Raw genomic sequence first — 9,660 nt, 5'->3', positions numbered from 1 at the left:
TATCCCGCGCTGATCGTTCACCGTGACTACGAAAAGAACAGGTCGGACCTCGTTGCCCATCCGGTAGGCACGGGACCGTTTGAACTAGTGTCATGGGACGTGAGCCAAAAGGCCGTCCTGAAGCGTCGAACAAATGGAAGCTGGTGGGGCGGTGAAGCCTACCTGGACGAGGTGCAATTCATAGACTACGGCAGCGATCCGTCCGCTCTTACGAGCGCTTTCGAATCAGGCGAAGTAGATGCGAACTATCAGACGTTCGCGGATTATGTTACCATATTTGATGACCTCGGGTTGATGAAGTCTGAAGCGAAAACGTCGACAACGTTAGTGTGCCGCGCCCACGTCACTACTAAACCGTACGACGACCAGCGGGTGCGCAATGCACTGCAGTTGGCAGTCGACAATGGTGCGGTGCTGCAACTTGCCGCCAATGGCTACGGCACCGTTGCTGCGAATTATCATGTAGCCCCCTTACATCCCGAGTTTTATCCGGTTCCGGAAAAGAAACGGGATGTAGAGGCTGCCAAGCGCCTTATGGCCGAAGCTGGCCAATTGGACTTCGAACACGACATCATCAGTAACGACGAGGATTGGCATAAGGACACGGGCGATGCGATCGCCGCGCAGTTGCGCGAGGCCGGATTCAAGGTGAAGCGTACGGTTCTACCCAGTAGCACTTTTTGGAACGACTGGTTGAAATTCCCCCTTTCGACAACAAACTGGAACATGCGGCCGTTGGGCGTACAAATCTTGGTGCTTGCCTATCGCAGTGGCGCCGCATGGAATGAGGCGGCGTGGTCAAACCCGGAATTCGATAAGAAACTCGACGCGGCGTTGACGGTACCAGATCCACAGAAGCGCAAGGCGCTCATGCAGGATATTGAAACGATCCTGCAGGAATCTGGCATCATCATACAACCTTATTGGCTTACCTTGTTCAATCATTCTACAAAGCAAGTCAGGGGCTACGCGATGCACCCGACATTTGAGATCGACCTCGGTAAGGTTTGGCTCGACCGGGCAGCATGAGGCAACTGCTGGTTTGATTGTGGGGCTTCGTCAGGTTGCGAGTCCCACACGCGTTGGCCGTTTGCACAGTCGCTTTGTGCGAGCGACGTGCCGCCGCCCGTGACCATCGGCCGGTTGACCTGCCATTCCCCTTTGAACGTCGAAGCTCCTGCCGCAAGCGCGGGCGCATAGAAGGATCGCAGCCGAGGCAGACTCCGCTCGGCGTGCTTGCTCAGGCAGCGCCGCATTTTGGTTATCGCAGCCTCCGACGGAAGCAACACGAGGTGCTCGTTCTCTGATACGGCAAGTCGACGGTACTCACTATGTCCAGATGGAGACGATCGGCGCCGGCGCCGGGTGCGCGTGCCTACAAGGACGGAACCGACGGGGTGCAAGGTGCACGTTACCAACACCTCTAGCTTTCCGATCGATAGCCCTGGAACGCGACCCCTACTGGGCGATACGAATTCATCGAAAACTCTGGCGGCGCGGGCAAGTGGCTGCGGGCTCGACCTGCGCCGGGTCTATCGTCCTATTGATCATACCCGCCACTTCAGGGGGCAGGGCGAAGCGCTTCATCGATCAACCTTGGGGCCTGCTTGGCGGTAGGCCCGGCCGAGTATGACGGCCCAGCATATGATGATGGGAAAATCACGTCGGTGTGCGGGAAGATTGCTGTCTGCAGATTATCGAAACTGCGGCTGCAGGTAGAGACGCTGGGAGCGGGCGAATCTGCGATCTCGCCGAACGCCTGATGGTGGCCGGCGAGCGTTTACCTCCGCCATGCTCTCGCAGTCCTCCAACACATGGGAGACTACTCAAGTGCGAGGTGATATTTTTGCTGTTTCTTGGCGCTGGTCTTCTGCGCTGCGGGTGTTATCTCGTACCGGGAGGACCGCTGGACGATCGTGATCCCGAGAGCTAGGCGACACCGCAACGAGTCGGAGGCCCGCTATGGCGACCAACTATCCGCCGCTGAGTTCGTCGTCTCAATCGGTGTGCTCGCCTGAGAGTGCCGGTACGGCGGCCGCCCGCTCTGCTTTGGCGAGGTTTGCTGCTCGTCCTGACCTAGTGCGCGAGTTCCTGGACGCACCTTTCGGCCGTCATAGTGCGGATCTTCGCTTTGTTCTGGACGTCATGCGTTCCCAGCCAACGGCTGGTAAATGGTTCACGATCATGACTAAGCCATATAGAGAGTGGCGCGCTGCGCGCTGGTCGCTAGACGGCTCATATGTCGCCGAAATAGCGCCAGCGCGTTTTCAGTCGCGCGAGGATGTTGAACGTTGGGTTTTCAAGCAGCGTTGGCGACACCTGGTCGGTACCCTGCCAATGCGGGAGGGTTGGGATAATGCATGATCGCCCAGTGATTCTCGGCTATTCCGACCGCGATAGCGTGAAACCGGGCGAAAGCATCGCCTTCGCTGTGAGCTGTCTGAATCTCAACAGCTTCGAATGCGATTTCGTCCGTCTGCTCGGATGCGATGCCGGACCAGAAATGCCACCCTTCCAGCCGACCGTCATGGCGGTGCCGGAGGTCAATCGTTATCCAGGACGCGAGCAACCCATACGCGCCGGCTCCTACATCGAAGTCGAGGGATCGCAGCGCTTGGCGAGTGTTGGGCCGATAACCATTTGTGCCAATGTCATGCCGACCCTCATTGCCGGCCAACCGCGCTGCCTCATCAGTACGCTGTCCGTGGGCGGGCGTGGAGGAGTGGCCTTGCGGCTTGAGGCAGACGGCTGCTTGGCGGCAATCCTCGGTGATCCTGTCGAGCCGCGGACCTACACCCTGGATCGCCCCTTGTCTCTCTGGCGCTGGAGCTTCGTTGCGCTGAGCTACGATCCCGAACGCCGTCAGTTGCTAGTCGTGGTGTATCGACTCCCTTCTGGGACACACGACCATGCCGGCGAGAGCTGGCTGACTGTAGACAATGTGGAGCCGCCCGCGGGCGGCGACGGTCGGACCCTAATAGCGGCCGAGCCAGATGACGGCGGATTTCCTTGCCACCACTTTAACGGCAAGATCGAGCGTCCCCGGATCTTGGCTGCGGCGCTGTCGCTCGAACAACTTAGCAATCTGGCTACACGTAAGCCGACGGAACCTGTTATTTGGCCCTTCCTGGCCGATTGGGATTTGGCGGGCGAGCCGGCGTCTGACGTCGTCCGAGATCAATCGGGGGCTGGCCACGACGGAATCTGCATCAATCAGCCTACCCGCGCCGTGCAGGGATCGAACTGGGACAGTTCAACCATGGATTGGCGCCGTGCGCCTGACCAGTACGGCGCTATTCACTTTCACCATGACGACATCGAAAATCCCGGTTGGCAGGAAGACCTGCGGCTTACAGTTCCGGTGAACTGGCCGAGCGGCTGCTACGCGGCCCGCCTCCGGGGTGCGGATGCTGAGTTCTATGTGCCGTTCTATGTACGGCAGGCTGCAAAAGCCTCCAGCGATGTTGCCTTTTTGGCGCCGACAGCAACCTATGCGGCGTACGTCAACTTGGGGTTCCAGCGGCAGACGGTTGAGTATTATCTCGGTTGCCTTGCCTGCTTTTACACGCCGCTCGACCTTCTGGCTATTGAACTCCCGGGGCTCGGTAAGTCGCTCTACGACCCGCATGACGATGGGAGCCAGCGGTCAATTGGATCGCTTCGACGGCCGGTTCTGAACAGGCAGCCCGGAGGCTGGCTCTGGAACTTTCAGATCGATCTTTGTCTTCTCGGATGGTTGGCCCGGGTAGCTCCGGATCACCAAGTACTTACGGACGAAGACCTCGACCGCGAGGGCTTGGCGGCTATGGATGGTTGCCGCGTCCTGGTAACCGGGTGTCATCCGGAGTATTGGTCGCTACCGATGTTGCAGGCCCTAGACGGCTTTCTCGCCAGGGGCGGGCGGCTTATGTATCTCGGCGGCAACGGATTTTATCATGCGATCGATTTCCACCCACAACGCCAGGGCTTAGTTGAGCTCAGGCGGCGCCATTCAAGAAACGGTCGCTTTGGTGCCGGAGAAGCCCATAGCAGCTTCGCCGGCCGGCTCTGCGGCGCATGGAAAGACCTGGGCAGACCCGAACAGTCGCTAGTAGGCGTTGGATATCTAACCGAGGCTTTCGATCGCTGCAGTTATTATCATCGCCTGGCGGCGAGTGAGGATCCCCGCGCGCGTTTCATATTCGAGGGCATCACCGAGAATATAATTGGTGATTTCGGTTTCCTGGGCGGAGCGGCGGGCCTTGAGATCGATGTGGTAGATGAAGCGCTCGGTACACCGCGTCATGCGCTCGTCATAGCCGCCTCCGAGGCGCACGGCAGTTCGTACGGACGCAATCTGAGTGGCGCCGACATGTTCACCGGGCTCTGGAACGATGCCCCAAGGGATCGCGTTCGTGCCGATATGACGTTCTTCGAGACACCTGCAGGCGGCGCGGTCTTTTCGGTCGGCTCGATCGCTTGGGGCAGCAGCCTCCCGCATGCTGGCTATGCCAACAATGTCGCACAAATTACTGAGAACGTTCTAGGCCGCTTTCGCGATCCGACCCCCTTCCAAATGCCTGACCGGGAGCCGTCCGGATGATATTCAATTGCCAACAAAAGGAAGACCGACCAGCCCCCGAGTTCGCGCTGCGCTAATCTTGAAACTTATCACGCCACTTTAGCTCGATGCTTTAACGTCGCCATAGCCGTACGCGGATGACCAGCCTCCCAGGATCGCCGAGCGGTCGTCTGCGGGGCGATGTCGGCGCGCGCCTGTTCAAGAGCGAACAGTGTTTTTTTACCGCAGCCACCTCGCACCTAACGCTGCATGCGCTGAAAGAAGAACTCGTTGCGCGCAGGGGAGGGGGTATTCCACAAACAGTCTGACTAGTTTTAGTCTGCGGCGTGAAGGGCATTTCACCACCGACGACGAAACCGCAACGCCGAACCGATACGCAACCGACCGGCTGCTCTCACCGGCCGAAACCACCGCCACCACACGCTCACGATCATTGGAAGAGTTCGGGTCATCAGAGTCTGGCCTCCAATCCAGCCAGCATCTTGAATTATTAATCGGACCGCAGGGGGATCCCATCCGATTCAGTCAACGGTGAACCGCTTATCTTATGAGTTTCGTCGTTTCGAGGCAAAGGTGGGTTGCCGCCTGCGGGTCTTCACCGGCCGGCGGCGACGGGAGGGGTAAGATCGATGAACCGCAGAGTAGGCGACAAACCCGCGAAACTCGCTATAACGGCCATCACATCATGAGAAACCTCGTTGTTCTCGCAAAAGCGCTCATCAGGGACGACCGGAAATGGTTGCCATCCCTTCCTTGACCAAGACGGATACTCTAACGCCAGATCTGCCTGTCACCAGGGTCAGGCAGTCCATTTGGCTTGCTCTCCGCGTGCCGCGCCTTCGGTGCTAGGCTTGGAGCTCAGACACACTTTCCATTGATCGACTGAGGATGGATATGGCCTCGTCCAGAATCTCGTTCGAGGTTGTAAGCGGCACAAGGAAGCGAATCACGTTGTGAAAGCGTCCTGCCGAGGCCAGCAACAGACCGTTTTGAGCGGCTTCTTTGATAAGTCTCGAGGTAAAATCTGTCGCCGGCCCGCGGCTCGTGCTATCCGTGACGAGCTCTATGCCAATCATCGCTCCAAGCCTACGGATCTCGCCGATCTCGGTATGATTGCTTCGAATCCTGAGGCGTTCAAATCCCGCTTGCAGGCGCGCGCCGATTTCTTCTGCCCGAGCGAGCAATCCTTCGTTATCGAGAACGTCCAGGACTGCCAGCGCGGCTGCGCATGCCAATGGATTACCGGCGTAAGTGCCCCCCAGCCCCCCGCGGTGGACCGAGTCCATAATTTCCGCCCTGCCGATCACGGCTCCAAGTGGCAGCCCGCCCGCAAGGCTCTTGGCGGCAGCTATCAAATCCGGCTGAACGTCGAAATTTTCTATTGCGAAAAGTCTGCCGGTCCGTCCGAAACCCGACTGGACCTCATCAGCGACCAACACTATGCCGTGAGTGTCGCAGATCTGTCTAACAGCTTTAAGGAATTCAGGGGACGCCGGCAGGAAACCACCTTCGCCCTGGACCGGCTCAATGACAATTGCGGCAACTTCTGAAGCAGTGAGTTCAGTTTCAAATAGAGCATGGAGGGCAGACAGGGCGTCCTGCGTGCTGATTCCGCGATATGCGTATGGGAACGGAACACGATAAATCTCTCCCGGAAACGGACCAAAACCCTCTTTGTAAGGGTTCACCTGAGCCGTCATTCCGAGGGTTAGCAGCGTTCGGCCATGAAAGCTTCCGCTAAAGACAATAATTCCCCGGCGACCCGTGTAGTAACGAGCGATCTTAACCGCGTTCTCGACTGCTTCGGCGCCGGTTGTAACGAGCAGGGTCTTGGCAGGGGTCATCGGCGCAAGAGCATTGAGTCGCTCGGCCAGGGCGACGTAGCCTTCATAAGGGGCAGTTCCAAAAAAGGTGTGAGTGAAGCGATTCAACTGATCGCGAATTGCAGCAACGATACTAGGATGCGAATGACCAACGGCGAGGGCACCCATTCCACCTACGAAGTCGATGTAGCGTCGCCCGTCAACGTCCCAAAGCTCTGCGTTAAGAGCTCTATCAGCGAAAATCGGAAATGCGCACGCTACACCACTGGGAACCGCCGCTATGCGCCTGCTCTCGAGTTCGCGGTTGGTAATGCTCATATCTTGTTCCTCTATCAATGGGCAAATCTCTTGGCTGTGGCCTATTGTAGTCGCCAGCTTTTTGGATTTGCTGATTAGCGGCGCGTGATCAAAGGGTTGGTGACAATTAGCACGTGTCGAAGGCTTGCAGCCGATGCAAAAAAGTCGCCTACCAATTGACTTTTATTCGAGTGCCTATCCCGAGGTGGATTGGTACAGATGTTATCAACTTGGACCGCTCCTGCCGACGTAAGCGGCCGTTCAGTGTTGAGCGTCTGGGCGATTGCCAACGCCTGGCCGGAGATGGAACAAGATAATGTCTACAAGCATCACCTTCGATCGCCACAGTTTCAGCAGGCTTAAGAACGAGGTCGCGATCGACATTGATAGGTGGGGAGTTCCCCACATCAAGGCGCAAAACTTGCACGACTTATTTTTCGCTCAGGGTTGGAATGCAGCCCGAGACCGTCTCTGGCAGATCGATATCGCGCGCAAACGAGGTCTTGGTCTCCTGTCACGGGACTTTGGTCCCGGCTATCTGGAGCAAGACAGGGCAGCGCGTCACTTTCTATTTCGCGGAGCCATGAGTGCAGAATGGACGGCATACGGTCCTGAGTCCGAGGAAATATGCTCCGCGTTCGTAGATGGTATAAATTCCTATGTCGAGAGCTGCAATGACGGCTTGATTGCGTTGCCACCCGAGTTCATCCTCCTTGGCCACAGGCCTGACCATTGGAAACCGGAAGACGTCGTCAGGGTGAGAACGCATTCACTTACCCGGAACGCGATTTCGGAGCTTCTACGTTGTAAGGTGATGGCCTTGGCGGGCGTGGAGCAAGGCACTCGTCTAGATAGGCTGAGACAAGAATTGTCACCCGCGATAGCGCCACGACCAGCGGAAGGCTTTGACCCGGCCGTTCTGAGTGATCGAGTGCTGCGTGATTTTCGCCTGGCAATCAGTCCAGTATCATTCTCAAGGGAACGACTTGCAGCCAGTCTTCACGAAGCTGGGCTCTGGACCAGCGTGACAGCGTCTGACGAGATTGTACGGACGGCGTTTGAAGAGGGCTCAAACAACTGGGCTATATCCGCGGGAAAAACAACAACTGGACGCCCGATACTGGCGCTAGATCCGCATCGGAAGCATGTCCTGCCGTCGATCAGATATATTGTACACCTGAGTATGCCTGGCCTCAATGTCATCGGGGCCGGGGAGCCTTTGGTGCCAGGAATTTCGATGGGCCATAACGGCACGGCCGCTTTTGGTCTGACTATTTTTGGCGCTGATCAGGAAGATATCTACGTCTACGATCTGAAGCCCGGTGAGGGAAATGAATACTCCTATGAAGGAGCCTGGGAACAGGTAGTGACTGTTAAGGAGAGTATCCCGGTTCGTGGCTACGAGGACTATGAGGTCGACCTTCGATTTACGCGCCATGGCCCTATTCTCTTTCAGGATGCTGACGACAACCGCGCTTTCGCCTTACGAACTGTGTGGATGGATTCCGGCATGGCTCCTTACATGGCCAGCTTAGCGGTTATGCGCGCGAAGTCCCATGCAGAGTACGTTTCCGCTCTAGCATCCTGGGGTTGCCCCTCTGTCAATCACATCTACGCGGACACTTCCAATACAATCGCGTGGAAACCCTCAGGTGCGTCCCCGGTTCGAAGAAATTGGGACGGCCTGATTCCGGTTCCCGGAGATGGCCAATTTGAATGGGAAGGGTATTTGTCGCCGGACGAAGGACCGTCCGAGACAAACCCAGTGAAAGGTTTCGTTGCTACTGCTAATGCAATGAATGTGCCGGAAGAGTGGAGTAGAGCCCATCCTGCTTTTGGTTACGAGTGGTCGGACAGTAGCCGACACGATACGCTTCATTCAAGCCTTTCTAGGTCAGAACCGATCTCTATTCAAGACTGTATGTCGCTGCAGTGTTCGGTTTATTCGCCAATCGCAGCTCGTATTCTTGCGCGGTTAGGAGTTGTTCTCCACTCGAAGTCGGAGACGCCTGCGCTTCAATTGCTTTGTGATTGGGATGGGCATTTGGATGCGAGTTCCGCGGCCGCGGCTTTCTTCGAGATCTGGCTTAGCAAGCATCTTGGTCCGACAATTGCTCGATTGGAGGGCGCCGACGATCAAATATTGGCGCTACTCGTACCGTTAGAGCCTTCAGCCATAGCTTCTTGGCTCGAACAGGCGCATCCGGATGAAAGCCTGGCGGACTCAATTAAGGCAACCCTTGCTTCTGCCTGGGCCGAATGCATGGCAATCATGGGGCATGACCCTGCAGAATGGTCGTGGGGGAGCATTCATAGACTCGAATTGAGCCACCCTCTACAGGAATTAACGGCTGAAGAATGGTCATTGGGGCCAATCGCCCTTGGCGGTAGTGGCTCGACTTTGAATTATTCAACTTATCGGCAGGACGAGTTCTCCGTTACTACAGGACCATCGGTGCGGATGATTATTGATGTTGGATCTTGGGACAACAGTGTATTTATTAACAATCCTGGCCAGTCGGGTGTGCCGCTTTCCAACCATTATCGAGATCTGGCGCCAGACTGGCACCGAGGAGAATATAAACCGTTACTGTATTCAGAACATCTGATCAAGAGAGAGGTTGACCATCGGATCGTTCTGTCGCCTATTTCGGTAGAAAAAGGAGGGAACGAAATGGCTAATTTAACATATATGCCAGGTTTCGGTACCAAACGGTGACTGCTGCTCATTTAGAGCAGGTTTCAGTTTGATTGAATCGATGGGGATTCACGAGCGGGTGATCTTGTATTCAAGATGCTGGTTGGGCGGAGGCCGGCATCTGATGCCAAGAACCTATTCAAACCTCTTCGTGAGCGAGTTGCGGCGACGGTTGCCGCCGGTCGGACGTGCCGGGAAACGGCTGTTTTGTTCGGGGTCAGCGTAGCGAGTGTTGTGAAGTGGTCGCAGCGCCATTGACCTTGCCCCTCTGATCTAATCCG

The 9,660-nt window shown here is 56.7% G+C and carries 5 protein-coding genes; 4 read left to right on the top strand and 1 reads right to left on the bottom strand.

Features of this window, described 5'->3' with window-relative positions; translation table 11 throughout:
- From DH10_RS02685 to DH10_RS02680, 3 genes are all read left to right on the top strand, one after another.
- A partial coding sequence (locus DH10_RS02685; RefSeq protein ID WP_246811474.1) for an ABC transporter substrate-binding protein occupies positions 1-1,029 on the top strand: 1,029 nt, incomplete at its 5' end.
- A gap of 933 nt (positions 1,030-1,962) precedes the next feature.
- A complete protein-coding gene (locus tag DH10_RS38400) occupies positions 1,963-2,364 on the top strand; it encodes a N,N-dimethylformamidase alpha subunit family protein (protein WP_485020586.1) in 402 nt (133 codons plus the stop codon).
- Positions 2,357-4,582 (top strand): N,N-dimethylformamidase beta subunit family domain-containing protein, encoded by a 2,226-nt coding sequence (locus DH10_RS02680; protein ID WP_192384161.1) that lies wholly within the window; start codon positions 2,357-2,359, stop codon positions 4,580-4,582. Before DH10_RS38400 ends, DH10_RS02680 begins: the two co-directional genes overlap by 8 nt.
- Positions 4,583-5,406: 824 nt before the next feature.
- Here DH10_RS02680 and gabT read toward each other — a convergent pair.
- Positions 5,407-6,702, bottom strand: a complete 1,296-nt coding sequence (gene gabT, locus DH10_RS02675; RefSeq protein WP_192384160.1) for a 4-aminobutyrate--2-oxoglutarate transaminase — start codon at positions 6,700-6,702, stop codon at positions 5,407-5,409.
- Between the two features lie 295 nt (positions 6,703-6,997).
- Here gabT and DH10_RS02670 point away from each other — a divergent pair, with 295 nt between their 5' ends.
- Complete coding sequence (locus tag DH10_RS02670; RefSeq protein WP_192384159.1) at positions 6,998-9,400, top strand: penicillin acylase family protein; 2,403 nt, start codon at positions 6,998-7,000, stop codon at positions 9,398-9,400.
- The last annotated feature ends 260 nt before the right edge of the window (positions 9,401-9,660 follow it).

Origin of the sequence: Mesorhizobium silamurunense, assembly GCF_014843825.1 — a bacterium.
Taxonomy (GTDB): Bacteria; Pseudomonadota; Alphaproteobacteria; order Rhizobiales; family Rhizobiaceae; genus Mesorhizobium; species Mesorhizobium silamurunense.
The sequence above is the reverse complement of the archived record's forward strand: the minus strand, read 5'-3'. Positions and strand labels throughout refer to the sequence as shown.